Annotated in this window: 20 protein-coding genes, 3 tRNA genes and 1 pseudogene; 20 read left to right on the top strand and 4 right to left on the bottom strand. The window is 71.2% G+C overall.

From position 1 onward, the window contains the following. Positions 1 to 18: 18 nt before the first annotated feature. Positions 19 to 1,578 (top strand): methionine--tRNA ligase, encoded by a 1,560-nt coding sequence (gene metG, locus SCMU_RS12040; RefSeq protein WP_229229383.1) that lies wholly within the window; start codon positions 19 to 21, stop codon positions 1,576 to 1,578. 124 nt (positions 1,579 to 1,702) lie between these two features. Here metG and SCMU_RS12035 read toward each other — a convergent pair whose 3' ends face one another. Beyond that, entirely contained in the window at positions 1,703 to 2,671 is a 969-nt protein-coding gene (locus SCMU_RS12035; RefSeq protein ID WP_229229382.1) for a type IV toxin-antitoxin system AbiEi family antitoxin domain-containing protein, read from the bottom strand. Between the two features lie 241 nt (positions 2,672 to 2,912). Between SCMU_RS12035 and SCMU_RS12030 the strand changes: the two genes are divergently transcribed. The 10 genes from SCMU_RS12030 (at position 2,913) to SCMU_RS11985 (ending at position 12,668) form a co-directional block, all read left to right on the top strand. Then, on the top strand, positions 2,913 to 3,965 hold the full coding sequence (locus SCMU_RS12030) for a 3-isopropylmalate dehydrogenase (RefSeq protein ID WP_229229381.1): 1,053 nt from the start codon (positions 2,913 to 2,915) through the stop codon (positions 3,963 to 3,965). Between the two features lie 152 nt (positions 3,966 to 4,117). Continuing rightward, on the top strand, positions 4,118 to 5,230 hold the full coding sequence (locus tag SCMU_RS12025) for a branched-chain amino acid aminotransferase (RefSeq protein WP_229229380.1): 1,113 nt from the start codon (positions 4,118 to 4,120) through the stop codon (positions 5,228 to 5,230). Between the two features lie 121 nt (positions 5,231 to 5,351). Continuing rightward, positions 5,352 to 6,140, top strand: coding sequence for a fumarylacetoacetate hydrolase family protein (locus tag SCMU_RS12020; RefSeq protein WP_229229379.1), 789 nt, complete (start codon positions 5,352 to 5,354; stop codon positions 6,138 to 6,140). Positions 6,141 to 6,231: 91 nt separating this feature from the next. Continuing rightward, positions 6,232 to 7,755 (top strand): glutamate--tRNA ligase, encoded by a 1,524-nt coding sequence (gltX, locus tag SCMU_RS12015; RefSeq protein WP_274602853.1) that lies wholly within the window; start codon positions 6,232 to 6,234, stop codon positions 7,753 to 7,755. Then, positions 7,748 to 8,575 (top strand): HAD family hydrolase, encoded by an 828-nt coding sequence (locus tag SCMU_RS12010; RefSeq protein WP_229229378.1) that lies wholly within the window; start codon positions 7,748 to 7,750, stop codon positions 8,573 to 8,575. The genes gltX and SCMU_RS12010 overlap by 8 nt, the downstream gene beginning before the upstream one ends. Before the next feature lie 161 nt (positions 8,576 to 8,736). Then, positions 8,737 to 8,808 (top strand) — tRNA-Gln (locus SCMU_RS12005). A gap of 61 nt (positions 8,809 to 8,869) precedes the next feature. After that, a tRNA-Glu gene (locus SCMU_RS12000) sits at positions 8,870 to 8,942 on the top strand. A gap of 55 nt (positions 8,943 to 8,997) precedes the next feature. Next, positions 8,998 to 9,070 (top strand) — tRNA-Glu (locus SCMU_RS11995). 140 nt (positions 9,071 to 9,210) lie between these two features. Next, on the top strand, positions 9,211 to 11,055 hold the full coding sequence (locus SCMU_RS11990; RefSeq protein WP_229229377.1) for a dynamin family protein: 1,845 nt from the start codon (positions 9,211 to 9,213) through the stop codon (positions 11,053 to 11,055). Then, the gene (locus SCMU_RS11985; RefSeq protein WP_229229376.1) at positions 11,052 to 12,668 is read left to right on the top strand and encodes a GTPase; all 1,617 of its coding nucleotides are present in this window, start codon (positions 11,052 to 11,054) and stop codon (positions 12,666 to 12,668) included. Before SCMU_RS11990 ends, SCMU_RS11985 begins: the two co-directional genes overlap by 4 nt. A 9-nt stretch (positions 12,669 to 12,677) precedes the next feature. On the opposite strand, the gene SCMU_RS11980 is transcribed toward SCMU_RS11985, so the two are convergent. Further along, positions 12,678 to 13,205, bottom strand: a complete 528-nt coding sequence (locus tag SCMU_RS11980) for a DUF1697 domain-containing protein (RefSeq protein WP_229229375.1) — start codon at positions 13,203 to 13,205, stop codon at positions 12,678 to 12,680. Positions 13,206 to 13,251: 46 nt separating this feature from the next. Further along, positions 13,252 to 13,971 carry an IclR family transcriptional regulator gene (locus tag SCMU_RS11975; RefSeq protein WP_189692811.1) on the bottom strand — a complete coding sequence of 240 codons (720 nt, stop codon included), beginning with the start codon at positions 13,969 to 13,971 and terminating at the stop codon, positions 13,252 to 13,254. Positions 13,972 to 14,131: 160 nt separating this feature from the next. On the opposite strand from SCMU_RS11975, the gene leuC reads away from it, so the two are divergent. From leuC to SCMU_RS11945, 6 genes are all read left to right on the top strand, one after another. Next, on the top strand, positions 14,132 to 15,559 hold the full coding sequence (leuC, locus tag SCMU_RS11970) for a 3-isopropylmalate dehydratase large subunit (RefSeq protein ID WP_229229374.1): 1,428 nt from the start codon (positions 14,132 to 14,134) through the stop codon (positions 15,557 to 15,559). 15 nt (positions 15,560 to 15,574) lie between these two features. Further along, positions 15,575 to 16,174 carry a 3-isopropylmalate dehydratase small subunit gene (gene leuD / locus SCMU_RS11965; protein ID WP_229229373.1) on the top strand — a complete coding sequence of 200 codons (600 nt, stop codon included), beginning with the start codon at positions 15,575 to 15,577 and terminating at the stop codon, positions 16,172 to 16,174. 153 nt (positions 16,175 to 16,327) lie between these two features. Beyond that, positions 16,328 to 17,653 carry a UDP-N-acetylglucosamine 1-carboxyvinyltransferase gene (gene murA / locus SCMU_RS11960; RefSeq protein WP_229229372.1) on the top strand — a complete coding sequence of 442 codons (1,326 nt, stop codon included), beginning with the start codon at positions 16,328 to 16,330 and terminating at the stop codon, positions 17,651 to 17,653. Between the two features lie 83 nt (positions 17,654 to 17,736). Continuing rightward, positions 17,737 to 18,438 (top strand): lysophospholipid acyltransferase family protein, encoded by a 702-nt coding sequence (locus SCMU_RS11955; protein WP_443020314.1) that lies wholly within the window; start codon positions 17,737 to 17,739, stop codon positions 18,436 to 18,438. 11 nt (positions 18,439 to 18,449) lie between these two features. Beyond that, positions 18,450 to 19,505, top strand: a complete 1,056-nt coding sequence (locus SCMU_RS11950) for an NAD(P)H-dependent glycerol-3-phosphate dehydrogenase (protein WP_371829671.1) — start codon at positions 18,450 to 18,452, stop codon at positions 19,503 to 19,505. Between the two features lie 4 nt (positions 19,506 to 19,509). After that, positions 19,510 to 20,637, top strand: a complete 1,128-nt coding sequence (locus SCMU_RS11945) for a D-alanine--D-alanine ligase family protein (RefSeq protein WP_229229369.1) — start codon at positions 19,510 to 19,512, stop codon at positions 20,635 to 20,637. A gap of 9 nt (positions 20,638 to 20,646) precedes the next feature. Here the strand turns inward: SCMU_RS11945 and SCMU_RS11940 are convergent, their stop codons facing one another. Further along, positions 20,647 to 21,219 carry a DUF3515 domain-containing protein gene (locus tag SCMU_RS11940; protein ID WP_229229368.1) on the bottom strand — a complete coding sequence of 191 codons (573 nt, stop codon included), beginning with the start codon at positions 21,217 to 21,219 and terminating at the stop codon, positions 20,647 to 20,649. Between the two features lie 83 nt (positions 21,220 to 21,302). On the opposite strand from SCMU_RS11940, the pseudogene SCMU_RS21160 reads away from it, so the two are divergent. The 3 genes and pseudogenes from SCMU_RS21160 to SCMU_RS11920 all read left to right on the top strand — a co-directional run bounded on the left by SCMU_RS21160 (position 21,303) and on the right by SCMU_RS11920 (position 25,554). After that, a pseudogene (locus tag SCMU_RS21160) lies at positions 21,303 to 22,327 on the top strand (thiamine-phosphate kinase). A gap of 22 nt (positions 22,328 to 22,349) precedes the next feature. Next, positions 22,350 to 23,339: a DAK2 domain-containing protein gene (locus SCMU_RS11925; RefSeq protein WP_443020313.1), complete on the top strand. Its 990-nt coding sequence runs from the start codon at positions 22,350 to 22,352 to the stop codon at positions 23,337 to 23,339. After that, the gene (locus SCMU_RS11920) at positions 23,323 to 25,554 is read left to right on the top strand and encodes an ATP-dependent DNA helicase RecG (protein WP_229229364.1); all 2,232 of its coding nucleotides are present in this window, start codon (positions 23,323 to 23,325) and stop codon (positions 25,552 to 25,554) included. Before SCMU_RS11925 ends, SCMU_RS11920 begins: the two co-directional genes overlap by 17 nt. Position 25,555: the final 1 nt, after the last annotated feature.

The raw sequence follows: 25,555 nt of genomic DNA, 5'->3' as shown, positions 1-25,555 counted from the left end.
GTCCGGTAATTTCGTAGGGTGACGTCCGCATCTGGGAAGACCCCCTTCTACCTCACCACCGCCATCACGTACCCCAACGGTGCGCCGCACATCGGGCACGCGTACGAGTACATCTCCGCGGACGCGATGGCGCGCTTCAAGCGGCTTGACGGCTACGACGTCTTCTTCCTCACCGGCACGGACGAGCATGGGCTCAAGATCGCCCAGACTGCCGAGAAGGAGGGGATCACCCCGAAGGAGTTCGTGGACCGGCAGGCGGACGTGTACCGCGAGGTCCACGAGATCCTCGGCACGAGCTACGACCGGCTCATCCGCACCACCGACTCCGACCACTATGGCGCGGCCCAGGACATCTGGAAGCGCATGGAGGCCAACGGGGACATCTACCTCGGCAAGTACGAGGGCTGGTACTCGGTGCGCGACGAGGCCTTCTACGCCGAGGACGAGACCGTGGTCCGCGACGGGGTGCGGTACTCGAGGGAGACCGACACGGAGCTGACCTGGACCGCGGAGGAGAGCTACTTCTTCCGCCTCTCGGCCTACCAGGACAAGCTCCTCGCGTACTACGAGTCCCACCCCGAGTTCGGGGCGCCGGGCTACCGCTTCAACGAGGTCATCTCGTTCGTCAAGCACGGCCTCGAAGACCTCTCGATCTCGCGGACCTCCTTCGACTGGGGGGTTCCCGTCCCGGACGCGCCCGGCCACGTCATGTACGTGTGGGTCGACGCGCTGACCAACTACCTGACCGGCGTGGGCTACCCGGACGTCCAGTCCGAACTGTTCCAGCGGTACTGGCCGGCGGACGTGCACATCATCGGCAAGGACATCTCGCGGTTCCACGCGATCTACTGGCCCGCGTTCCTCATGAGCGCCGGGCTCGAGCTGCCCAAGCGCGTGATGATCCACGGGTTCCTGCAGAACAACGGCGTGAAGATGTCCAAGTCGCTGGGCAATGTCGTGGCGCCCGCGGACATGATCGACCAGTACGGGCTCGACTCCGTGCGGTACTTCTTCCTGCGCGAGGTGCCGTACGGTGCTGACGGCAGCTACAGCCACGAGGCGATCACGGGCCGCATGAACGCGGACCTGGCCAACAACCTCGGCAATCTGGCCCAGCGGTCGCTCTCGATGGTCGCCAAGAACCTTGACGGCGTGGTCCCGGAGCCGGGGGAGTTCACCGAGGCGGACCGGACGATCCTCGACGCCGCCGCCGGTCTCCTGACGGTGGTGCGGGACTTCTTCGACCGCCAGGAGTTCTCGCGGGCGCTCGAGGCGATCTGGGCCGTCCTCGGCGACACGAACGCTTACTTCGCCGAGCAGGCGCCGTGGGTGCTGCGCAAGACGGACCCGGCGCGCATGGCGACCGTCCTGTACGTGACGCTCGAGGTCGTGCGGCAGGTGGCGCTGCTCGTCCAGCCGGTGATGCCGGCCTCGTCGGGGAAGCTGCTGGACGTGCTCGGCCAGCCCGAGGGCGAGGCGCGGCAGTTCGCGGCGCTCGCGACCCCGATCGCTTCGGGCACCCAGCTCCCCGCTCCGGCGCCGGTGTTCCCGCGGTACGAGGAGCCCAAGGACGCGTGACCCAGGTCCGCCCCCGCCGAGATGGGGGAGTAGCCCGCCGAGGTGGGGCGTGGCCCGCCGAGGTGGGGCGTGGCGCACGACGGCGACCACTCGCCGTCGTGCGTGGATCTCCCAGGGGCCGGGTTCACGCGACGGAGTCGAGTCCATGGGGCCTTGTGAGGAACGCCCGCATCTTCGCGCGCAGCGTCTCCGGGTCGTCCAGTTCGGGCCAGTAGATGTTCAGCACCCGCCATCCCTCGGCGATGAGCCGGGCCTCGCGTGCCTGCTGGGCCGCGACTTTGGCGTCCGGGGGGCCGTAGTCGAAGTACTTTGCGAAGCCATGCACCTCGACCACGAGGCGCCGCGCTGGCCAGGCGAAGTCCACACGCTCGCGATCGCCCGCCGTCGTGATCCACCGCTGGAGTTCGGGTTCCGGCAGGTTCCACTCGGCCAGGAGCAGCCTGAGTCGCGTTTCGGCGGGAGACTCGGCGCGGCCGTCCGCCGCGGCGAGGACGTCGCGGACGCGGCGGATCCCGCGCGTGCCCTTCCCCTCGAGCACGAGGCGCCGCAGCTCGGCGACGTCGGCGCCGTGGGCGAGACCCGAATCGGCGACGATGACCCCGAGCTCGAAGGGCAGGAGCCGCGCGCAGTCGACGATCGTCCGCTCGAGGGACGTGACCCGCATGCCGTTGCGGATGCGGATGTCGCGGTCTGGGATGCGCTGGTTGTGCCGCACCACGTCGTTCCGGGTGCCGCTCTCGCCGGCGCGGCTCGCGTGGGCGACGTGCACGAGTGGACGCGCCCGCCACACCGATAGACCCCAGAGGAGCGCTGCGGACGTGTGGCTGTACACGTGTGCCTCGCCCGATGCCGCGGCATGGTGCGCGCCGATGCGGACGATCATGGGGTCCGGGGTCCCGGACAGCTGGGGCGCGTAGATGCCGCGCTCGTGGCGGGTGAGCTCGCCGTCGTCGACCAGCCGGCGGATGGCGGCCCGGTCCACACCGGCGGTGAGGAGATCCGCCGTCGTGAGCAACAGTGGAGCGGACGACGGCGTGTGGGCGGCGAGGGTACGGAGATTTCGGCGCGCGTCCGGGTTCAGGTTGAGGTCCATGGTCGCCAACTGTTCCGCAGTACGCATGCGGGAGGGTGGCCGGCGCCAGCGTATGTGGACAACTCGGCCGAACTGCCGCTGGTGTGGAGGATATCTCGGCACTCCACCTCGGCAGTCAGGAACCCCCTCTCGGCAGTCAGGGCCCCAACCTCGGCGGTCGGGACCCCCATCTCGGCGATGGGGGTCCGCATGGCGAGACCGATGTGACCAGCATGTGGATGCCCGCGCTAGTCTTGCGTCCATGACGCAGACGCAGCTCGACCTCGCAGTGATCCCCGGAGATGGCATCGGCCCGGAGGTGACGGCCGAGGCCCTCAAGGTACTCCACAAGGCCCTCGAGGGGACGGGCCTCGAGGTCAAGGAGACGCGCTACAGCCTCGGGGCCGAGCACTGGCTCGCGACCGGCGAGACCCTCACCGAGGAGACCCTTGCCGACATCCGGGGCCGCGATGCGATCCTGTTCGGCGCCGTCGGCGCAGCCCCGGGCGATACCCGAATCCCCTCGGGCATCCTCGAGCGTGACATCCTGCTCAAGCTGCGCTTCAGCCTCGACCACTGCGTCAACCTCCGCCCGTCCCGCCTGTACGCGGGTGTCCCGAGCCCGCTCGCAGAGCCGGGTGCGATCGATTTCGTCGTGGTCCGCGAGGGCACCGAGGGCCCCTACACGGGCAACGGCGGCGCGCTCCGTGTGAACACCCCGCACGAGATCGCCACCGAGGTCTCGGTCAACACGGCGTATGGCGTCGAGCGCGTGGTCCGCGACGCGTTCCGCCGCGCGACCGGGCGCCGCAACAAGGTCACGCTCGTCCACAAGCACAACGTCCTCGTCCACGCCGGCCACCTGTGGCGCCGCACGGTGGAGGCCGTCGCCGCCGAGTTCCCCGGCGTCGAGCACGACTACCTGCACGTCGACGCCGCCACGATCTTCCTCGTCACGGACCCGTCCCGCTTCGACGTAATCGTCACCGACAACCTGTTCGGCGACATCCTCACCGACCTCGCGGGCGCCGTCACCGGCGGCATCGGCCTGGCAGCGAGCGGCAACATCAACATCGACCGCACCGCCCCGTCCATGTTCGAGCCCGTCCACGGCTCTGCCCCGGACATCGCCGGCCAGCAGAAGGCGGACCCCACCGCCGCGATCCTCTCGGCCGCCCTCCTCCTGGACCACATCGGCCAGCCGGAGGCCGCCGCGCGCATCCAGGCCGCGGTCCAGGCGGACGTCGAGTCGCGTACCGCCGGCGAGTCCCGCACTACGGCGGCGGTCGGCGACGCGATCGCGTCCCGCCTGTAGCCCCCAGAACCTCACGGGAGCGCGCGACGGCGGCCACTCACCGGCCGTCGTGCGCTCCGTTTTCGAAGAACGCCGCAGGCGTAAGCTGGTGGCACTGACAGGCCCGGGCCCCGCGGCAGAGGCGCCGCGTGCCCGAACGATGTGGAGGAATCATGACTCAGAACGCCCTCGGCGTTGAATTCACACGGAGGCTCTCGGAGAACCCGAAGGCCGCCGAGGAGCGTGCGGCCGTCCTGGCGAACCCGGGATTCGGCGACTACTTCACCGACCACACCGCCGTGATTGACTACAAGGTCGACGAGGAGGGCAACGGTGGGTGGTCGAACGCGCGCATCGAGCCGTACGGGCCGATCGCGATGGACCCGGCCGCGGCCGTCCTGCACTACGGCCAGGAGATCTTCGAGGGCCTCAAGGCGTACCGCCATGCGGACGGCACGGTGTGGACGTTCCGGCCGGAGGCCAACGCGCGCCGCTTCAACAAGTCGGCCAAGCGCCTCGCGCTGCCGGAGCTGCCGCCCGAGGCGTTCATCGAGTCGCTGCGCCAGCTGGTCTCCGTGGACAAGGACTGGGTCCCTGACGGCGACGGCGAGTCCCTCTACCTGCGCCCGTTCATGATCGCCACCGAGGCCTTCCTCGGCGTGCGCCCCGCCCGCGAGGTCTCCTACCGCGTCATCGCCTCCCCGGCCGGCAACTACTTCGGCGGTGAGCTCAAGCCCGTCTCGATCTGGCTCTCCGAGAACTACGCGCGCGCCGGCCACGGCGGCACCGGCGAGGCGAAGTGCGGCGGCAACTACGCGGCGTCGCTCGCGGCCCAGATCGAGGCCGAGGAGAACGGCTGCAAGCAGGTCCTCTTCCTCGACCCGACCAACGACAACGCGGTGGACGAGCTCGGCGGCATGAACGTCTTCTTCGTCTTCACCGACGGCACGGTTGTCACGCCGGCGCTCAACGGCAACATCCTCCACGGCGTCACGCGCGACTCGGTCCTCCAGCTCGCCTCCGACCGCGGCCTGACGGTCCAGGAGCGCAAGATCACGATCGATGAATGGCGCAAGGCCGTTGCGGACGGCACGCTCGCGGAGGTCTTCGCGTGCGGCACCGCGGCCGTGATCACGCCGATCGGCGAGCTCAAGACCAAGGACGGCTCGCTCCTCACCCCGCCGCTCCCGGCAGACTCCGTGGCGATGAGCATCCGCGAGCAGCTCCTTGGCATCCAGACCGGAACGGTTGAGGACCTGCACGGCTGGCTCACGCAGCTCGCCTGACGCTCGCTGCGTCGCGCACGACGGCGCGTCCCCGGCATCCGCTGGGGGCGCGCCGTTGCGCTGTCGGAAGCTCCCCGGCCTGTGGCCTTGGCCGACCGGTGGCCGCGATAGGGTGAACCCCATGCGCATTGCCCGTTGTGTCAGCATCTCCGGCTCGGATTCGACCCCCTTCTACGGCGTGGTCCAGGGCGAGCCAGGCCACGAGAAGGTCGCCGTCATGAAGGGCGACCCGTTCTTCAACGGTGTGGAGCCCACCGGCGAGACCCACCCGCTCGACGACGTCCGCCTGCTCGCCCCGATCATCCCCCGCAGCAAGGTGGTGGGGATCGGCCGCAACTACGCGGACCACGCGAAGGAAATGGGCAACCAGCTGCCCACCGAGCCGTCCATGTTCCTCGTCGCCAACACCGCGGTGGTCGGCCCGGGCGACCCGGTGGTCCTGCCCGAGTGGACCGAGGAGGTCTCCTACGAGGGCGAGCTGTGTGTCGTGATCGGCCGCATCTGCAAGGACGTGCCCGCCGAGAAGGCCGCGGATGTCATCTTCGGCTACACGGTCGGCAACGACCTCACCGCGCGGGACAAACAGCGCTCCGACCTGCAGTGGGCCCGGGCCAAGTCGTTCGACACGTCCAAGCCGCTCGGCCCGTGGATCGAGACCGAGCTCGACGTCGAAGACCTCCGCCTCACGACCACGGTCAATGGCCAGACCAAGCAGGACGGCACCACCGCGGACATGGTGTTCGGCGTCAACGAGCTCGTCGCGGCCGTGTCCTCGGCGTTCACGCTCCTGCCCGGTGATGTCATCATGACCGGGACCCCCGCCGGCGTCGGCCTCATCCAGGACGGCGACCGCGTCGAGATCGAGATCGAGGGCATCGGCACCCTCGCCAACCCGATCGTGCGGCGCTAGCCGGAAGGACGGACCCGGGGCAGCACGTGTGTCCCCGCCCCGGCGGTGGGCGGACAGCCGCATGGAGGGAGCCCCATAGAATAGGGGCACTATGACTTCCTCGCCCGCAGCCCCCCTGCTCGACCCCGCCTCCATCCCGACCGTCACGCCGGACACCCCGGTGCGCGTGCGCTTCTGCCCGTCGCCGACCGGTACGCCGCACGTCGGCATGGTCCGCACCGCCCTGTTCAACTGGGCCTACGCGCGCCACACCGGTGGCACGTTCGTGTTCCGCATCGAGGACACGGACGCTCAGCGGGACACGGAGGAGAGCTACGAGCAGATCGTCGAGGCGCTGCGCTGGCTCGGCCTGACCTGGGACGAGGGCATCGACGTGGGCGGACCCCACGAGCCGTACCGCCAGTCCCGCCGGCTCGACCTCTACAAGGACGTCGCCGCGAAGCTCACGGACGCCGGCTTCCTGTACGAGTCCTTCTCGACCCCCGCCGAGATCGAGGCACGCCACAAGGCGGCCGGCCGCGACCCCAAGCTCGGGTACGACAACTCCGACCGCGACCTCACCGACGAGCAGAAGGCCGCGTTCCGCGCCGAGGGCCGCGAGCCCGTGCTGCGGTTCCGCATGCCCAACGAGGACGTCGTGTTCAACGACCTCATCCGCGGCGAGATCCGGTTCAAGGCCGGGTCGGTCCCGGACTTCGTGGTGGTGCGTGCCGACGGCTCGCCGCTGTACACGCTCGTCAACCCGGTGGACGACGCGCTCATGGGCATCACCCACGTGCTGCGCGGCGAGGACCTGCTCTCCTCGACGCCGCGCCAGGTGGCGCTGTACTACGCGCTGCACGCCGTGGGCGTTGCGAGCTACATGCCGATCTTCGGCCACCTGCCGTACGTCATGGGCGAGGGCAACAAGAAGCTCTCCAAACGCGATCCCGAGTCGAACCTCTTCCACCACCGTGAGCGCGGCTTCGTCCCCGAGGGACTCCTGAACTACCTCGCGCTGCTCGGCTGGTCCCTCTCGGCCGACGAGGACATCTTCACGGTGGACCAGTTCACGGCCGCGTTCGACATCGCCGACGTCCTGCCCAACCCTGCCCGCTTCGACCTGAAGAAGGCCGAGGCGATCAACGGCACGCACGTGCGCATGCTGGAGCCCGCCGACTTCCGCGACCGCCTCGTGCCGTACCTGCGCGAGGCGGGGATCGTGGGGGAGGAGCTCACCCCACGGCAGGAGGACATCCTGACAGAGGCCGCGCCGCTCATCCAGGAGCGCATCACGCTGCTCGGGGAGGCCCCGGACATGCTCGCTTTCCTCTTCGCGGACGACTCCGCGATCGAGGTCGCCGCCGACGCGCTCAAGGGCATGCCCGAGAACCTCACCGAAGTGCTCGACGCGGCACTCGCGGCCCTCGAGCCGCTCGCCGACTGGACGGCCGAGGCGATCCAGGCCGCCCTCCGCTCCGCGCTCGTGGATGGTCTCGGCATCAAGCCGCGCCTCGCGTTCGGCCCGGTCCGCACGGCGGTGTCCGGCCGGCGGATCTCCCCGCCGCTCTTCGAGTCCATGGTGATCCTCGGCAAGGAGTCCTCGCTGGACCGTATCAAGGCATTCCGTGGCTGAGGCCCTCGCCGAGCCTGAGGCTGTGGAGACTGCGGAGACGCACGACGGCGGGCAGGCCAGTTCTCTGCCCGGCGGCGGCATGCGCTCGGGTCCCGCGCGCCCCGGCACCATTCGCGGCGTCCTCCTCGACATCGACGAGACGCTCGTGGACCTCGAGGGCGCGATGGACCGGGCATTGCGCGAGGTGAGCGGGCCGCTCCTGCCGCATCTGGGCGAGGACGACTGGGTGACGTTCTGCCGCATCTTCACCCGGGGGTCGGACGACATCTACGACCGCTACATCGCCCGTGAGATCACGTTCGCCGAGCAGCGTGTGCTGCGGGCCGAGCGGTGCCTGGCCCACTTCGGCGCGGCATTCGACTCAGGCGCCCAGGCGGCGCAATGGCTCGCGGAGTACGAGAGGGCGCAACCCTCGTACGTGCGGCCGTTTGCTGACGTCATGCCGTTCCTGGACGCCCTCGAGGCGGCGGGGGTCGCGTACGGGGCGGTGAGCAACAACGTTCACGACTACCAGCGGGCCAAGCTGGACACCGCCGGGCTGCAGCGCATCGGGGTGCTCGTGGGCATCGACGCGGTGGGCGTGGCCAAACCGGACCCGGCGATCTTCCGTGAGGGGCTCCGTCAGCTCGGCACGAGGGCCGAGGAGACCATCTACATCGGCGACAACCCGGCCCACGACGTCATCGGCGCTGCCGGCGCGGGGCTCCGCGGCATCTGGCTCAACCGCCGCGCGGCCGTCCTCGATGCCGAGGCCGCGCGGTCTGTGCCCGAGCAGGTCGTGAGCCTGGGCGAGGTCCCCAGGCTCCTCGGGTTCGCCTGAGACCCGGCAATACCCCGCCAGAGACTCGCATCGGTGTGGGTCTCTGGCGGGGTATTTCGCCCGATTTGGAGCGCACGGGAGCATCGGGTAAAGTAATTACTCGTGCTGAGGGGCACGGAGCGAGTCGGGGCGACCCGGTGGACCCGGCCCGGAAGACACAGTGGGATATGGTGTAATTGGCAACACTACGGTTTCTGGTACCGTCATTCTAGGTTCGAGTCCTGGTATCCCAGCTCCTGAAATCCGCCTCGCGGGCAGAAGGATTGCTCATTCCTGAGCACGGTAAAGTACCACGGCCCCATCGTATAGCGGCCTAGTACGCCGCCCTCTCACGGCGGTAACGCGGGTTCGAATCCCGCTGGGGTCACGGAATGGGTTCTGGCATGCGCCGGGACTCATACCACTGAATAGGCAAGGTGCAAGGCCCCATCGTATAGCGGCCTAGTACGCCGCCCTCTCACGGCGGTAACGCGGGTTCGAATCCCGCTGGGGTCACCTCGAAGAGGGCCCGGTCTTCGGACCGGGCCCTCTTTCTTTTGCGGCCGCAGTCAGCACGAGCCGGGCACCGCATCCGCGCGCACAGCCTCCCCTCTCGTTGACCTCCGACGCGTGCCGCGGCTGGCATGATGGGGTTCGTGAGCTATCAGTTGCCGGCAGGGAAGGCCGCCCCGTCCGGCGCACTCGACGTCCTCGAGGGCGTCCGCGGGCGTCTGGCAGAGGTACGCCTCCCGCTCGCGATCGCTGGCGCCGAGGAGGCCCGCTCCGACGTCGCCGGGGCCATCGCCCAGCTCGACGACTATGTCCTGCCACGCTACCGAAGCCTTGACGCGCCGTTGCTCGCGGTGGTGGGCGGTTCCACTGGTGCCGGCAAGTCCACCCTCGTCAACGCGCTCGTCGGGCACCCCGTGACCCGGGCCGGCGCGGTCCGCCCCACCACGCGGCGTCCGCTGCTGCTGCACCACCCGGACGAGGCGCCGTGGTTCGAAGGCACGCGCATCCTGCCCGGCCTCGCGAGGGTGCGGGGCGCGCTGACCAAGGGCAACGTCCCCGCGCGCGAGGCCGGCCCGGCACCGGAGCCGGCGGCGGACGGCTCGATCGTGCTCCTCGCCGACGACGCCGTGCCCCGTGGGCTTGCCCTGCTCGACGCCCCGGACGTCGACTCGGTCGCCGACGACAACCGGAGGCTCGCGGGACAGCTGCTCGCCGCTGCGGACCTGTGGGTCTTCGTCACCACCGCCAACCGCTACGCCGACGCCGTGCCCTGGAGGATCCTCTCCGAGGCGGCCTCGAGGGACATCCTCGTCGCGGTGGTGCTCGACCGGGTGCCCGCGGAGGCCGAGACGGAGGTGTCCGCGGATCTGTCCTCCATGCTCGAGCGCGAGGGACTCGGCACCGCGCGGCTGTTCGTCATCCAGGAGCACCGTCTGGACGCGCTCGGGATGCTCCCCGCCTCTGCCGTCGGGCCGCTGCGCGAGTGGCTCTCCGGGCTCGCCGCAGACGCGGCGGCGCGCTCCGCCGTCGCCCGCCGGACGCTCGACGGCGCGGTGCGCGCCCTCGCAGGCAGGGTGGGACGCGCCGCGGACGCGCTCGAGGCGCAGAGCGACGCCGCGGGGCAGCTCGCCGCCGACGCCTCGGACGCGTACGAGGGGGCCCTGACGCGCATCACCGCCTCGACGCAGGACGGCGCCCTTCTGCGCGGCGAGGTCCTCGCCCGCTGGCAGGACTTCGTGGGCACGGGCGAGCTCGTCCGGGGCATCGAGCAGGGAATCGGCCGCCTGCGCGACCGGGTGGGCGCGTTCTTCCGCGGCGAGCCGCCTCCCGTTGCCAAGGTCGAGACCGCGATCGAGAGCGGACTCCTTGCCGTGATCGTCGACGAGGCCGCCACCGCGGCCGAGGACGCGGACCGCCGCTGGCGTGCGGACCCCGCCGGGCGGGCGCTGCTCGCGGGCGACGACCTCTCGGGGCCCACCCCGGGATTCTCCGACCGCGCGGCGAGGGAGATCCGTGACTGGCAGGGCGCCCTCATCGACCTCATCCGCGAGGAAGGCGCGGACAAGCGCATCAGGGCCCGGTGGATCTCATTCGGCATCAACGGGCTTGGCGCCGCCCTCATGATCGTCGTGTTCTCCATGACGGGCGGGCTCACCCTCGCGGAGGGCGGCATCGCGGCCGGGACGGCGGTGATCGGCCAGAAGGTGCTCGAGGCGGTGTTCGGCGACGACGCCGTGCGGCGCCTGGCCAAGACGGCCCGGGCGGACCTCGCAGCGCGCTGTGGGCGCCTCCTGGACCGGGAGCGGGTCCGCTTCGACGAGCGCCTCGCCGGGGTCGCCGAGGATTCCGACGCCGCGGAAGCGCTCAGGGCGGATGCCGAGAGCCTCGCGGGCCTCGGCAAGGACACGACGCAGGGGAAGACCGCGCAGGGGAAGACCGCGCAGGGGAAGACCGCGCAGAGGAATACCGCGCAGGGGAAGGACCAATGAGCCGGCACCGCGGAAAGAGCACGGCGACTCGGCTCGACGAGAGGCTCGAGGCGCTCGACACGGCCCGCGGCCTCGCTGAGGGCGTCCTGCCCGAGGAGGACCTCCGGTTCGCCTACGGCGTCCTGGACCGGGCCTCCTCACGCCGATCGCTCTCGGCCGACCACACTGTCGTCGGGTTCTTCGGTGCGACCGGCAGCGGCAAGTCCTCGCTCTTCAACGCGGTGCTGGGCGAGACCGTCGCGACGGCCGCGGCGACGAGGCCCACCACGAGCGAGCCCCTCGCCGCGGTGTGGGGACCGGACGGCAGCGGGCCCCTCCTGGACTGGCTCGGGGTTGGCCGCCGCCACGAGGCGGCCCCGGTGGAGGGGTTCGCGGACGACTCGAGCGGCATCATCGTCCTCGACCTGCCGGACTTCGACTCGACCGAGGCCGCGCACCGCGCCATCGTCGAGCGCCTTGTCGGGATGGTCGACGTGCTCGTGTGGGTCCTCGACCCGCAGAAGTACGCCGACGACGCGCTGCACTCCGGCTTCCTCGCGCCCCTACGCGGCAGGGACGCCGTGACCCTCGCGGTCCTGAACCAGATCGACCGGCTCGACGACGCGGACCGGCCGGACGTCCTCGACTCGCTCCGCGCGCTCCTCGCGTCTGAGGGGCTCGGCGGAATCGAGGTCATCCAGGCCTCGGCCCGCACGGGCGAGGGCGTCCCGGCGGTCCGCGCGGCGCTCAAGAGGGTCGCGGCCGGGCGTCAGGCGGCGAGCGAGCGGCTCTCCGGCGAGGTCGCCGCGGCCGCCTCGCGGCTCGCCGAGGCCTCAGGCGACGGCGAGCCAGTGGGCGTCCGATCCGGGGCCTCCCGGAGGCTCGCCGAAGAGCTCGCCGCCGCTGCGAACGTGCCCCTCGTCGTCGAGGCCGTCCGGGTCCACACTGGCCGCGAGGCGGCGGCGCACACGGGGTGGCCGCTCACCCGTTGGGTCCGCCGGCTCGGCAGGGACCCGCTCGTGCGGCTCGGCCTGGCCCGCCCGGGCGCCTCGGCCCGCGTCAACCGCACGTCCCTCCCCGCGCCGTCGGCCGCCGAGCGGGCCCGCACCGACGCGGCGGTCCGCGATTTCGCGGACGCCGCGAGCGAGGGCGCATCCGGGCCGTGGCGCGCCGCGATCCGGTCCGCGGCGCGCGACGGCCGCGAACGCCTCCCTGACGCCCTCGACCAGGCCGTAGCCGGGACGGACCTGGGCGCGGGCGGGCGCTCGTGGTGGTGGCCCCTCGCCAACGTCCTGCAGTGGCTTGCCCTCCTGACCGCCCTCGGGGGAGCGGGGTGGCTCGGAGTCCTCGCCGTGATCGGCTACCTGCAGATGCCCGTCCCGGAGGTGCCGCGAGTCCAGGGCTGGCCGATCCCAACGCTCATGGTGATCGGCGGAATCCTGCTGGGGATCGTGCTCGCGCTCGTCCTCGCGCCGTTCGCGGCCCTGAGCGCACGACGCCGCGCGGCCCGGGTGCGCCGGAAGCTCACCTCGTCGGTGCGCGCCGTGGCGGAGACGGAGGTCGTGGTCCCCGTGCAGGAGGCGATCGAGCGGCGCACGAGGTTCGCCGCCGCCGTCGTGCGCGCGAGGGGCTGAGCGGGGCGACTACGCGAGCGCGTCCCGGACCTTCAGCAGCGTGCGCAGGTTGCGGGTCGTGGTCGTGGACTTGAACTTGGCCTTGGCGGTCGCCTTGGACATGGGGGAGTCGAGGGTTGCGCCCTTCGGGCTCAGCCACGCCGTGGCGAACGGCGCGAGACGGGTCCGCTCCGTGCCGGCCTCCGACGTCACCTCCCACAGCTCGTCGAGGGCCGAGGGGTCCGAGGAGAGCGTGACGTAGGAGTGCACCTCGGCGTTGTCCGGCGGGTAGGGACAGCCGTCGACGAGCGACTCGACCTCGTCGCGTGTCAGGACGACAACCCACGCGTCGTACCCGAAGGTCCTGCGCAGGGCCTCCTCGATCCGCTCCTTGAGCTCGCCCCGCCCCAGGTCTGTGGCCAGAACGGCGTTGCCGCTCGCGAGCAGGGTCCTCACCCCGCTGACGGGCAGCTCGGCGAGGGCGGTGCGAAGGTCCGCCATCCTGATGGTGATGCCCGCGACGTTGACGCCGCGCAGGAACACCGCGTACTCGCCCATGGAGCGCCTCACTCTCCCTGCGTCGTCCCGCGCTGTGCTGTTCCGCTCAGTCGTTGCCCTTCCGCAGGGCCTCGGTCAGCAGCCGGGCCGCGTTGCAGACCACCTCAGCATGCTGACGGCCGGGCTGCCGGGTCAAGCGCTCGATGGGGCCCGAGATGGACACGGCGGCGATCACCCGGCCCGAGGGGCCGCGCACGGGGGCGGAGACGGAGGCGACCCCCGGCTCGCGCTCGCCGAGCGACTGGGCCCAGCCGCGGCGTCGGACGCCCGCCAGCACGGTGGGGGTGAAACGCGCGTGGTTGAGACCCTCGAGGAGCCTGTCGTGGTCCTCCCACGCGACGAGGATCTGCGCCGCGGAGCCGGCCTTCATGCTCAGCTGCGTGCCGACCGGGATGGTGTCCCGCAGCCCGACGGGGCGCTCGGCAGAGGCCACGCACACGCGCCAGTCGCCCTGACGGCGGAAGATCTGCGCGCTCTCGCCGGTCGCGTCACGGAGCTGGACCAGGATGGGGCCCGCCGCTGCGATGAGGCGGTCCTCCCCGGCCGCTGAGGCGAGCTCGACGAGCCTCGAGCCGAGCACGAACCGGCCCTGCATGTCACGCGCCACGAGGCGGTGGTGGACGAGCGCGAGGGCGAGCCGGTGGACGGTGGGGCGCGCGAGTCCGGTCGCCGCGACGAGCTGCGCGAGCGTCGTCGGGCCGGCCTCGAGCGCGTCGAGGACGAGGGCAGCCTTGTCGATCACGCCGACGCCACTAGAATTGTCCATAGGTTGATATTGGCGTCTCAATATCTGAGATGCAAGTTGGCGGAGTGGCCAGCACGGTCCCGCCACTGGTCCACTGGTACCTAGGCAGCCATTGCGGCCTGCCGCGCCGGCACGAGACTGGCGCCGGCACAAGACTGGCACGAGTCGGAGGGAGTAGGCCGTGGGACGCACACTGGCCGAGAAGGTCTGGGATGCGCACGTGGTGCGCAAGGGCGAGGACGGGCAGCCCGATCTGCTCTACATCGACCTCCACCTCGTGCACGAGGTGACCTCGCCGCAGGCGTTCGAGGGCCTCCGCCTCGCCGGGCGCCAGCTGCGCCGGCCGGACCTCACGATCGCCACCGAGGACCACAACACCCCGACGATCGACATCGACAAGCCGATCGCCGACCCGACGAGCCGCACGCAGATCGAGACGCTGCGCGCCAACTGCGCCGAGTTCGGCGTCCGCCTCCACTCCCTGGGCGACAAGGAGCAGGGCATCGTCCACGTGGTGGGGCCCCAGCTGGGCCTCACACAGCCAGGCCTGACGATCGTGTGCGGCGATTCGCACACCTCCACGCACGGTGCGTTCGGCGCCCTCGCCATGGGCATCGGCACGAGCGAGGTCGAGCACGTCATGGCCACCCAGACGCTCTCGCTCAAGCCCTTCAAGACCATGGCCGTCACGGTCGAGGGAACGCTCAAGCCCGGTGTGAGCAGCAAGGACATCATCCTCGCCGTCATTGCCAAGATCGGCACCGGAGGCGGGCAGGGCTACGTCCTCGAGTACCGCGGCTCGGCGATCCGTGCCCTCTCCATGGAGGCGCGCATGACGATCTGCAACATGTCGATCGAGGCCGGCGCCCGGGCGGGCATGGTCGCCCCGGACGAGACGACGTACGAGTTCGTCAAGGGCCGCCCGCACGCCCCGCAGGGCGCGGACTGGGATGCCGCCGTCGAGTACTGGGACACGCTGCGCACCGACGATGATGCCGTGTTCGACGCCGAGGTCTTCCTTGACGCTGACGAGCTCGAGCCGTTCGTCACGTGGGGCACCAACCCCGGCCAGGGCGTCTCGCTCTCCCAGTCTGTCCCCGACCCCGAGGACTTCGCCGACGAGAACGCCAAGGCCGCAGCCCGCCGTGCCCTCGACTACATGGGCCTGGACGCCGGGACGCCGATGAAGGACATCCGGGTCGACACCGTCTTCCTCGGATCGTGCACCAACTCCCGCCTCGAGGACCTGCGTGCCGCCGCGGACATCATCCGCGGCCGCACCAAGGACCCCAACGTCCGGATGATGGTGGTCCCCGGATCGGCCCGGGTCCGCCTCGAGGCCGAGGCCGAGGGCCTCGACAAGGTCTTCACCGAGTTCGGCGCCGAGTGGCGCTTCGCGGGCTGCTCGATGTGCCTCGGCATGAACCCGGACCAGCTGGCCCCGGGGGAGCGGTGCGCCTCGACCTCGAACCGCAACTTCGAGGGACGCCAGGGCAAGGGGGGCCGCACCCACCTCGTCTCCCCGGTCGTGGCGGCCGCCACGGCCATCCGCGGCACACTCTCGTCGCCCTCGGACCTCGACCCCGCTACGGCTGACGCCGCAGCCTGAGGAAGGACACCAGCCATGGAGAAGTTCACCACCCACACCGGCATCGGCGTCCCGCTGCGCCAGAGCAACGTGGACACCGACCAGATCATCCCCGCCGTCTTCCTCAAGCGCATCACCCGCACGGGGTTCGAGGACGCGCTCTTCTCGAGCTGGCGGAAGGACCCATCGTTCATCCTCAACCAGGAGCCTTTCAACCGCGGCTCGGTGTTGGTGGCCGGCCCGGACTTCGGCACTGGCTCCTCCCGTGAGCACGCCGTCTGGGCCCTCAAGGACTACGGCTTCAAGGTGGTCCTGTCCGCCAGGTTCGCAGACATCTTCCGCGGGAACTCGGGCAAGCAGGGGCTCCTCGCCGCGGTCGTGGCGCAGGACGACATCGAGCTGATCTGGAAGGAGCTCGAGAACCACCCGGGCACCCAGATCACGGTGGACCTCAGCTCGAAGACCGTCACGTGCGGGAACCTCGTGGCGCCGTTCGAGATCGACGACTACACCCGCTGGCGCCTCCTCGAGGGCCTCGACGACATCGGGCTCACCCTCCAGCACTCGGACGAGATCTCCGCGTACGAGACGAACCGCCCGCCGTTCAAGCCCACCACCCTTCCCGCCCGCACGTAGACCGCGCAGCGGGCACTGCGCACACGGCGGCCCGCTGCCGGGGCTCGCGGCCGGGGTTTTCACCTCCCCGGACGCGAGCCCCTATGCTTAGCTGGGTCCCCAGCCGGGCGGGTCCGGAGCCAGGCAATGGGGGCCAGTGAGGAATAGGTGCAGATGAGCAGTGTCCTGACGATTCGTGGCGGCATCCCCCTCTCTGGCAGAGTGCGGGTCCGCGGCGCAAAGAACCTGGTCCCGAAGGCCATGGTGGCCGCGCTCCTGGGCAACGAGGCGTCGATCCTGCGCAACGTGCCCGAGATCAAGGATGTCGAGGTGGTCACGAGCCTCCTCCAGCTGCATGGCGTGAGCGTCGAGGCCGATCCCGCGACCGGCGACCTGACCCTCGACCCGCAGAACGTGCGCACCGCGAACGTCAAGGACATCGATGCGCATGCAGGGGACTCCCGCATCCCCATCCTGCTGTGCGGCCCCCTCATCCATGCGATCGGGGAGGCATTCATCCCCGACCTCGGCGGCTGCCGCATCGGCGACCGGCCGATCGACTACCACCTCGAGGTGCTGCGCCAGTTCGGCGCCGTCGTGGACAAGCGCACCGGCGGCATCAGCATCTCGGCGCCCCACGGCCTCAAGGGTGCGAAGATCTCCCTCCCCTACCCGAGCGTGGGGGCCACCGAGCAGGTGCTCCTCTCGGCCACGCGCGCGGAGGGCATCACCGAACTCTCGGGCGCGGCCATCGAGCCCGAGGTCATTGACCTGATTCTGGTCCTGCAGAAGATGGGCGCCCTGATCAGCGTCATGTCCGACCGCACCATCCGCATCGAGGGGGTCCCCGAGCTCGGCGGGTACACCCACCGGGCCCTGCCGGACCGCAACGAGGCGGCCTCGTGGGCCTCGGCGGCCCTCGCGACGGGCGGCGACATCTTCGTCGAGGGCGCGAGCCAGCTGGACATGGTCACCTTCCTGAACGTCTTCCGCAAGCTCGGTGGCGGACTGGAGATCGAGGATGACGGCATCCGCTTCCACCACACGGGCGGCAAGCTCTCCCCGCTCGTCCTCGAAACAGATGTCCACCCGGGATTCATGACCGACTGGCAGCAGCCGCTCGTCGTGGCCCTGACCCAGGCCGAGGGCGTGTCGATCGTCCACGAGACGGTCTACGAGAACCGGTTCGGCTTCACCGAGGCCCTCGGCCGCATGGGCGCCACGATCCAGCTGCACCGGGAGTGCCTCGGCAGCGTGCCCTGCCGGTTCGGCCAGCGGAATTTCCTGCACTCCGCCGTCATCTCCGGTCCCACCCCGCTGCACGGAGCGGACTTCAACGTGCCCGACCTGCGCGGCGGCTTCAGCCACCTCATCGCGGCACTCGCGGCCGACGGCGTGTCCCGCGCCACGGGCGTCGACGTCATCCGCCGGGGCTACGAGCACTTCACCGAGAAGCTCGCGGGCCTCGGTGCTGACTTCGACGTCGAGGAGGCCAAGTGAGCGTCCCGGCCGCGCGGAAGGCTCACGAGAGCACGGGCGAGAAGATCGCGTTCGCGATCGCGGCCAGCGTCGTGCGCCCCCTGATGAACATGCTCATGTCCAAGGAGTGGCGCGGGACCGAGAAGCTCAGGGACCTGCCGGGGGGAGGCGGCTTCATCGCCTGTCCCAACCACTGCACGGAGCTGGACCCCCTGACCGTGGGGCACATGCTCTACAACCAGGGACGCCCGCCGCACTTCCTCGCCAAGGCCGGGCTGTTCAAGCCGCCGATCCTCGGCCCGCTCATGCGCGGAACCAAGCAGATCCCGGTCGACCGGGGCGGCGCGGGGGCAGGCGCCTCGCTCAGGATCGCTCGGGAGGTCGTCGACGAGGGCGGCGCCATCATCGTCTACCCCGAGGGCACCCTGACCCGCGACCCCGGCCTGTGGCCCATGAAGGGCCACACCGGCGCGGCGCGGCTCGCGCTCAAGACGGGCGCGCCCGTGGTCCCCATCGCACACTGGGGCGACCACGAGCTCTTCCCGCGGTACGCCAAACGCCTCTATCCATTCCCGCGCAAGAAGGCCGTGGTGGCCGTCGGCGACCCCGTGGACCTCAGCGACTTGCGGGACCGGCCGCTGGACAAGACGACCCTCGTCGAGGCCACCGAGCGCATCATGGCCGCCATCACCGCACTGCTCGCCGAGCTCCGCGGCGAGGAGCCCCCGGCCACGCGCTGGGACCCGACCCAGCACGAGCAGTCGAACCACGGGCGGGACGTCGAGCGCGGCGGGACCCTCGCGTGAGCGCGGAGGCCATGCCGCCCGACCGCCCCGAGGCCGCCGCGCATGGCGCCCTGAGGCGCGTTGCCGTCATGGGGGCCGGAAGCTGGGGGACCACGTTCGCCAAGGTCCTCGGAGACGCGGCGGCCAGCCACGGCACCGACCGGAGCATCCGGGTGTGGGGCCGCAGCGCGGACGTGGTCCGCGACATCGGACGGCACCGCAACGCGAAGTACCTCGATGACATCGCGCTGCCCGAGTGCATCACCGCCACGACCGACCCGGCGGAGGCGCTCGAGGGCGCCGAGCTCGTGGTGCTGGCCGTCCCCTCCCAGTCGCTGCGCGGCCAGCTGTCTGCATGGGGCGCACACGTGCCGCGCAGCGCCGTCGTGCTCTCCCTCATGAAGGGCCTCGAGATCGGCACCGACAAGCGCATGAGCGAGGTGATCGCAGAGCTCACCGGGCTGCCGCCGCGCCAGATCGCGGTGCTCTCGGGGCCCAACCTGGCCATGGAGATCGCGCGCTCACAGCCCACCGGCGCGGTCGTCGCGTGCGCGGACCACGACACGGCCCAGTGGATCGCGGAGTCCTCGACCGCGCCCTACTTCCGCCCCTACATGAGCTCGGACGTCGTGGGGGTCGAGATCGGCGGAATCGTCAAGAATGTCATCGCGCTCGCCGTCGGCATCTGCGAGGGGAAGGAGATGGGGGACAACACGAAGGCCACCGTCATCACGCGCGGCCTCGCCGAGACGACGCGCCTCGCCATGGCGCTCGGCGGCGACCTCACCACCATGTCCGGCCTGGCCGGCCTCGGCGACCTCGTCGCCACGTGTTCGTCCAAGCTCTCCCGGAACCACTCCGCCGGAAGCCTCCTCGGCCAGGGCCTGTCCGTCGACGAGGTCGGCGCGCGCATGACCCAGATCGCGGAGGGGATCAAATCGGCCCCGGCCGTCCTTGAGCTCGCGAAGCGGCACGGAGTCGACATGCCCATCACCGCCGGCGTCGTGGCCGTCCTCAGGGGCCAGCTCCCGGTAGACCAGCTCGAACCCCTGCTGCTCGCGCGGCAGCTCAAATCAGAAGGCGACTAGAAGCGTGACAGAAACCACGAACCCCCGGAAGACGCGTGTGGCCCTCCTCTTCGGCGGCCGGTCGAGCGAGCACGCCGTGAGCTGCGTGACCGCGGCAGGCGTGATGGGTGCCATCGATCCCGACAAGTACGAGGTCGTGCCGATCGGGATCACCCGCGCGGGCCAATGGGTCCTCTCGCACAGCGACTGGCACCAGTGGGCGCTCAATACGGGGCATCAGCCCCAGGTTGAGCCGAGCGAGTCCACCGTGCGGCTGGCGGAGTCCAACGGCGCGGCGCACCTCCTGGTCACCGAGCCCAACCGGGTCCCGCGCGAGCTCGGCGACGTCGACGTCGTCTTCCCGCTCCTGCACGGTGCCTTCGGCGAGGACGGGACGGTGCAGGGCCTCCTCGAGCTCGCGGACGTCCGGTATGTCGGGGCGGGCGTCCTGGCCTCTGCCGTGGGCATGGACAAGCACTTCATGAAGGTGGCGTTCGAGGCCGCCGGCCTCGCCGTCGGCCCGTACGTCACGGTGACCGACAAGGAGTGGCGCCGTGACCCCCAGGCGGTGCGCGCCGCCGTCGCCCGCCTCGGCTACCCCGTGTTCGTCAAGCCGTGCCGTGCCGGGTCCTCCGTGGGCATCACGAAGGTGGACGGCCCCGAGGGGCTCGACGCGGCGATCGCCGAGGCCCGGCGGCACGACCTCCGGCTGGTCATCGAGGCGGGGATCGTGGGGCGCGAGATCGAGTGCGGCGTGCTCGAGGGCCGCGGCTGCGACGCGCCCCGCACGTCGCTGCCCGGCGAGATCGTGGTGCAGGGCGGCGCCCACACGTTCTACGACTTCGAGGCCAAGTACGTCGATAACGACGCCGCGTCCCTCTCCTGCCCGGCCGACCTCCCGCAGGAGGCCATCGACCAGGTGCGGGAGCTCGCCGCGATCGCATTCGACGCGGTCTCCGCGGAGGGCCTCTCCCGCGTCGACTTCTTCTACACGCCCGAGGGCGAGTTCGTCATCAACGAGATCAACACGATGCCGGGCTTCACCCCGATCAGCATGTATCCGGCCATGTGGGCCGCGACCGGGATCAGCTACCGCGACCTCATCGACGAGCTCATCCAGCTCGCGCTCGCCCGGCCCACGGGCCTGCGGTAGGGCGGAGCCTCAGCCGTTCGCGGGCAGCTTCGCGAGGTCTTCCTGGCCTACGCAGTGGCGGGTGGCCGGGATCTTGGAGACCGCGGAGGACAGGCTCGCGAGCACCGTCGCCGAGCTGATCCGGCTCGTGTCCAGCAGGAGCTCAGTCGCCGGCTCCCGGCCGAACGTGGTGAGCGTGTAGGTGCCGCTGTCCGGCTGACCGGATGCCTGGCCCGACGCTGCCTGGCCCGACGGCTCCGCCGCGGCGCCGGAGGACGGTCCGTCCTCCTTGATCACCCAGTCCACGCCGTTGACGCTCACGCACCGGTCCGTGGTCGGCCCCGGGGAGGCAACCCCGCACCGGAGCACGACGGCGGAGGGGTCGCCCCACGCTGCGGTGGCCTGGCTCGTGGTCTTGCGGAGCTGGGCGTCGCCGAGCGTGTCCGGGAGCGCGATCATGAGCGGCGCGCACGCTGGATTCGCCGCGTCCGGTGCGGGCTGGACGGTCACGGGGACCGAGCACCCTGCGAGGACCGCCGCGAGGGCCATGCCAGCCGTCGGGGCGACGAGGCGGGCTGCGAGGGGCTGGCGGCGTGCGGGCATGCTTCTCCATCCGGGGCACAGGGGTTCCCTCCAGCGTACCGCCGCGACGGACGGCCTCTGGCCCGGACGGGTGCCGATACGCTATGGCTGTGACCAATTCCCCACGACTGGCGCCCCGCGTGGGCGAGCTGAGCGAGGGAGAACTCCTCGAACGCATCTTCCCCCGCCTCGCGGTCCTCGGCTCGCCGATCCTGGGCCCGGGCGATGACGCCGCGGTCATCGCCGCACCGGACGGGAGGGTCGTCGTCAGCACGGACACCCAGACGGAGGGGCAGGACTTCCGGCTCGTGTGGCCCAACGGGTACCGGAGCACCGGGGCGGACGTCGGGTGGAAGGCCGCCGCCCAGAACCTCAGCGACATCAACGCGATGGGCGCCGTGGCGACCAGCATGGTCGTGAGCCTCACCCTCCCGCCCGAGACGGGGGCCGACTGGGTCGAGGGCCTCGCCGACGGGCTCGTCGAGGCCATCCGGGCACTCGGCGCCGACGGCTGCACGGTGGCCGGCGGCGACCTCGGCCGCGGGGGGAGCTGTCCGTGACCGTCACGGTGCTCGGGACGCTCGCGGGGCGCGCCCCGGTGCTGCGCTCCGGGGCGCGGGAGGGCGACGTCGTTGCCGTGGCCGGCCGGCTCGGGACGGCCGCGGCGGGGCTTTCGCTCCTCGAGCATGGCCCCCGGTACGGACAGCTCGGCGCAGCCCTCCGCGGGGTGGTGCAGAGCCATTGCCGCCCTGTGCCGCCGCTCGCTGCCGGTCCCCTCGCCGCGCGCTCCGGCGCGAGCGCGCTCATGGATCTCTCGGACGGACTGCTCAGGGACGGCGACCGCATGGGGCGGGCGAGCGGCGTCGTGCTCGATCTCGACGAGTCGGCGCTCGGTGCGTACGCCACGCTCCTTGCCGAGCCCGCCGTCCTCCTGGGCGCCGACGCGCTCGCATGGGTGCTGGGCGGAGGAGAGGACCACGGACTCCTCGCGACGTTCCCCTCGACCTCACAGCTGCCAGATGGGTTCACTGCGATAGGCTCGGTGGTGCCTCCGGCCGGCGGGCCGGGCGGGGTCGCCGTCGCCGGGCGTCCCGCGCAACCGAGCGGATGGGATCACTTTGCACGCTAAGATCGCCTCGAACGCCGCCGCGATGCGCCGGTGGCTCGACGATGCCGAGACCGCGCTGGCCAACCACAGCGACCGCCTCAACGCGATCAACATCTTCCCCGTCGCGGACGGCGATACCGGCACGAACCTCTACCACACCGTGCGTGTCGCCTCCGTCGCCGCGGCCGCCGCCGATGGGACAGACCTCGGAGAGGTCCTCGGTGCCGCCGGGCAGGCTGCCATGGAAGAGGCGTGGGGCAACTCAGGGACTCTCTTCGCCGTATTCCTCGACGCGTTCGCCGCCTCCCTCGCGGGCCACGTCCGGCTCAGCGGCCCGCTCCTCGCCCGCGCCCTCCACCATGCGCAGATCCGCGCGTGGTCCGCGCTCAGCGAGCCCGTCGGCGGAACCATGCTCTCCGTCCTCGAGGCCGCAGCGGGCGGCGCCGCTGCCGCCTCCGGATCCGCGGCGCACGAGGACAGCAACCTCGCGCTCGCCGCCGCTCTCGACGGCGCCGTCGAGGCGGCCCTCGGCGCCGTCGTCGCCACGGAGGGCCAGCTCGGAGTGCTCGCTTCTGCCCGGGTGGTCGACGCCGGCGGAGTAGGCCTGCTCTTGGTCCTCGCCGCGCTGCGGACCGCGGTCCTCGGCGAGGGTATCGCCGAGGACACCCTCGAGACGCTCCACGGGCTCAGGGTCCAGGACCCCCACATCCACGGCGACCAGCCGGAGGCCGAGGGCGTCGAGATCATGTGCACGATCCGGCTCAGCCCTCTGGATGCCGCCGGGCTGCGGCAGCGTCTCGATGAGGTGGGCGACTCGGTGATCATGAGCCCGGTCGGCGCCTTCGACGATGAGGCAGGCGTGTGCCGCTGGCGCGTGCACGTCCATGTCGCGGACCCGGACGGAGCGCTCGCGCTGATCCGAGCCATCGGCGAGCCGGAGCGCGTCGCGATGACCGAGCTCCGCTCGGAAGGCGCTCCGGGGGACGGCACGGAGCACCTCGTGCAGGAGGACCGGCGTGGCCGCTCGGCGTGAGACCGATCTGGCCCGGCTCCTCGGGGGAGCCTCGGCCAAGAAGCTCAAGGACCATCTGGGCCTCACGACCGCGGGCGAGCTCTTGGACTACTTCCCCCGCCGCTATGCCGAGCGCGGCGAGCTGACGCGCATCGCCGATCTGCCGATCGACACGGACGTGACGCTAGTGGGGCGCGTCGTGAAGACCACGAGCAGGACAATGGCGACGCGAAAGGGCCGCATTACCGAGGTCTTGGTCAGCGACGGGCTCGAGGGCGCGCTGGACACGATCAGCCTCACGTTCTTCAACAGCTTCGCCGCACCGAAGCAGCTCACGCCGGGCACGGTTGCCATGTTCTCCGGCCGTGTCGGCGCATACCGGGGCAGGCTCCAGCTGACCAACCCGGACTACATGCTGCTCGACGACGCATCGATGGGTGACGCGAGCGCGAGTGCCGAGGAGCTCGCGGACCGGCCGATTCCCGTCTATCCCGCCACGGCGAAGCTGCCGAGCTGGAAGATCGCCCAGTCCGCCGCCACCCTCCTCGGCCAGCTGGACCTAGAGACCCTCCCCGACCCGCTCCCGGACGCGCTGCGCGCGCAGTACCGGCTGCCCGCCATCGCGGACGCCTACCGGATGATCCACACGCCTGCCGCGGCGCAGGAGTGGACAGCGGCGCGGCGGCGGTTCCAGTACGAGGAGGCGCTGGTGCTGCAGACGGCGCTCGCGCGGCGCAAGGCGCAGCACGCGCTCCTGCCGTCCCGTCCCAGCCCGGCCCGGCGCGGCGGGCTGCTCGAGGCGTTCGACGCCCAGCTGCCCTTCACGCTCACGGCCGGCCAGAAGGACGTGGGCGAGACGCTCGCCGCCGAGCTTGCCGCCGATCACCCCATGAACCGCCTCCTGCAGGGCGAGGTCGGCTCAGGAAAGACGGTCGTGGCGCTGCGGGCGATGCTCCAAGTGGTCGACGACGGTGGGCAGGCCGCGCTCCTGGCACCCACCGAGGTCCTCGCGGGCCAGCACTACGAGTCGATCCGGCGGACGCTGGGGCCCCTCGCCCGCGACGGGCTCCTCGGCGCGGACGACGGCGTCGAAGTCGTCCTGCTCACGGGCGGGCAGAGCGGCGGCGAACGCAAGCGCTCCCTGCTCGCAGCCGCGAGCGGCGAGGCCGGGATCGTGGTGGGCACGCACGCGCTCCTGTCCGAAAACGTGCAGTTCGCCGACCTGGGCCTCGTGGTCGTCGACGAGCAGCACCGCTTCGGCGTCGAGCAGCGGGACGCCCTGCGGGCCAAGAGCCTGGCCACTCCGCACCTCCTCGTCATGACCGCGACTCCCATTCCGCGCACGGTGGCCATGACCGTCTTCGGCGACCTCGAAACGTCCATGCTCCGCGAGCTCCCGGCGGGCAGGTCGCCGATCGCCACGCACGTGGTTGGCCTCGCCGAGAACCCGTCCTGGGCTCGCCGCATCTGGCAACGGGCCCGCGAGGAGATCGACGCCGGGCGGCAGGTCTACGTGGTCTGCCCGACCATCGGCGAGTCCGGCGAGGACGAAGGCGACCTCGAGGCGCTTGACGAGGAGACGTGGGGCGGGACCGCGCTCGGTCCGCGCGAGGACCGCAAGCCAGCCGTCTCGGTCGGCGCCACGGTGGCCCAGCTCGCCGAGGAGCCGGATCTGGCGGGGACGCACATCGGCGTGCTGCACGGGCGGCTTGACAGCGCCGAGAAGGCCGCCGCGATGGAGGGCTTCGCCTCCGGCGCGACGGACCTGCTCGTCGCGACGACAGTGGTCGAGGTCGGCGTCGACGTGCCGAACGCGACCCTCATGGTCATTCTCGACGCGGACCGCTTCGGGATCGCGCAGCTCCACCAGCTGCGCGGGCGCGTGGGGCGTGGCGGCCACGCGGGCACATGCCTCCTGGTGACTTCCCTCGAACCGGGGCATCCGAGCAGGGCGCGCCTCGATGCGGTCGCCGCGAGCACGGACGGGTTCGTGCTCGCGCAGAAGGACCTCGAGCACCGCCGCGAGGGCGACATTCTCGGTGCCACTCAGTCTGGGCGCCGCTCGACGCTGCGGCTCCTGCGGGTGCTGCGCGACGCCGAGGTGATCGAACGCGCCCGCGCCGACGCGCTCGCCATCGTCGCCGAGGACCCCGGCCTCGACAACCACACCGTGCTGAGGGCGGCCATCGACGCGTACCTCGAGCCCGAGAAGGAGGTGTTCCTCGAGCGTGGCTGAG

Origin of the sequence: Sinomonas cyclohexanicum (assembly GCF_020886775.1) — a bacterium.
GTDB classification, from domain to species: Bacteria; Actinomycetota; Actinomycetes; order Actinomycetales; family Micrococcaceae; genus Sinomonas; species Sinomonas cyclohexanicum.
This window is presented reverse-complemented; position numbering and strand designations above follow the sequence as displayed.

What these genes read in the sequence shown, in the direction of transcription:
- SCMU_RS12035 (WP_229229382.1), bottom strand. Translation starts at nt 2,671, where the DNA reads ATGGACCTCAACCTGAACCCGGACGCGCGCCGAAATCTCCGTACCCTC.
- SCMU_RS12030 (WP_229229381.1), top strand. Translation starts at nt 2,913, where the DNA reads ATGACGCAGACGCAGCTCGACCTCGCAGTGATCCCCGGAGATGGCATC.
- SCMU_RS12025 (WP_229229380.1), top strand. Translation starts at nt 4,118, where the DNA reads ATGACTCAGAACGCCCTCGGCGTTGAATTCACACGGAGGCTCTCGGAG.
- SCMU_RS12020 (WP_229229379.1), top strand. Translation starts at nt 5,352, where the DNA reads ATGCGCATTGCCCGTTGTGTCAGCATCTCCGGCTCGGATTCGACCCCC.
- gltX (WP_274602853.1), top strand. Translation starts at nt 6,232, where the DNA reads ATGACTTCCTCGCCCGCAGCCCCCCTGCTCGACCCCGCCTCCATCCCG.
- SCMU_RS11985 (WP_229229376.1), top strand. Translation starts at nt 11,052, where the DNA reads ATGAGCCGGCACCGCGGAAAGAGCACGGCGACTCGGCTCGACGAGAGG.
- SCMU_RS11980 (WP_229229375.1), bottom strand. Translation starts at nt 13,205, where the DNA reads ATGGGCGAGTACGCGGTGTTCCTGCGCGGCGTCAACGTCGCGGGCATC.
- SCMU_RS11975 (WP_189692811.1), bottom strand. Translation starts at nt 13,971, where the DNA reads ATGGACAATTCTAGTGGCGTCGGCGTGATCGACAAGGCTGCCCTCGTC.
- leuD (WP_229229373.1), top strand. Translation starts at nt 15,575, where the DNA reads ATGGAGAAGTTCACCACCCACACCGGCATCGGCGTCCCGCTGCGCCAG.
- murA (WP_229229372.1), top strand. Translation starts at nt 16,328, where the DNA reads ATGAGCAGTGTCCTGACGATTCGTGGCGGCATCCCCCTCTCTGGCAGA.
- SCMU_RS11955 (WP_443020314.1), top strand. Translation starts at nt 17,737, where the DNA reads ATGAACATGCTCATGTCCAAGGAGTGGCGCGGGACCGAGAAGCTCAGG.
- SCMU_RS11950 (WP_371829671.1), top strand. Translation starts at nt 18,450, where the DNA reads ATGCCGCCCGACCGCCCCGAGGCCGCCGCGCATGGCGCCCTGAGGCGC.
- SCMU_RS11940 (WP_229229368.1), bottom strand. Translation starts at nt 21,219, where the DNA reads ATGCCCGCACGCCGCCAGCCCCTCGCAGCCCGCCTCGTCGCCCCGACG.
- SCMU_RS11925 (WP_443020313.1), top strand. Translation starts at nt 22,350, where the DNA reads ATGCGCCGGTGGCTCGACGATGCCGAGACCGCGCTGGCCAACCACAGC.